Origin of the sequence: Streptomyces niveiscabiei, assembly GCF_001419795.1 — a bacterium.
Classification (GTDB): Bacteria; Actinomycetota; Actinomycetes; order Streptomycetales; family Streptomycetaceae; genus Streptomyces; species Streptomyces niveiscabiei.
Genome location: NZ_LIRL01001046.1, coordinates 1 through 527, shown reverse-complemented (window position 1 = coordinate 527; position 527 = coordinate 1). Strand labels below are relative to the sequence as shown.

The 527-nt window shown below is 68.9% G+C and carries 1 protein-coding gene; it reads left to right on the top strand.

All coding sequences use genetic code 11. The features are described from left to right. The coding region (locus tag AOK24_RS48935) for a DNA-binding protein (RefSeq protein WP_159052155.1) at positions 1–330 on the top strand (330 nt) is incomplete at its 5' end. Positions 331–527: the final 197 nt, after the last annotated feature.

Sequence of the window (527 nt, the reverse complement as noted above, 5' to 3'; positions counted from 1 at the left end):
GTGATGCTGCTCCTGGAGCAGGCGGAGCGTGACGGGGCCGACGTCGCCATGTCGGCCGCCACGATCATCGAAGCCTCGTACGCGGGAGTGGACACGGCACGGCTGAACTGGCTGTTGTCCCGCGTCCGCGTGGAGGCGGTGACGAAGGACAGCGCCCGCCGCAGTGCCCAGCTCCTGAAAGACGCCGGGCTGCATGGGCACAAGTACGCCATCGATGCCATGGTCGCCGAGGTGGCGCTGCGGCTGCCGGGTCCGGTCGCGGTGCTCACCTCCGATGCCGACGACATGGTCAAGCTGTGCGGGAAGCGGGTGCGGGTCGTCGGGGTGTAGGTGCGCGTGCCCACGGCTGCCGCGTGGCGGGATACAAAGGCCCCATGACCGAGTGGGTGGACATCCTCGTACGGGCCCGGGGTGGGGATTCTCCGCTGTGGGGGGTGCTGGGTTTCGGGGTGTCGAGGTTCGAGGACGCGTACGTGTTCAGCGTGCCGGTCGATGATGATCGGCTCGGGTTGGGGGCGGATCTGGTC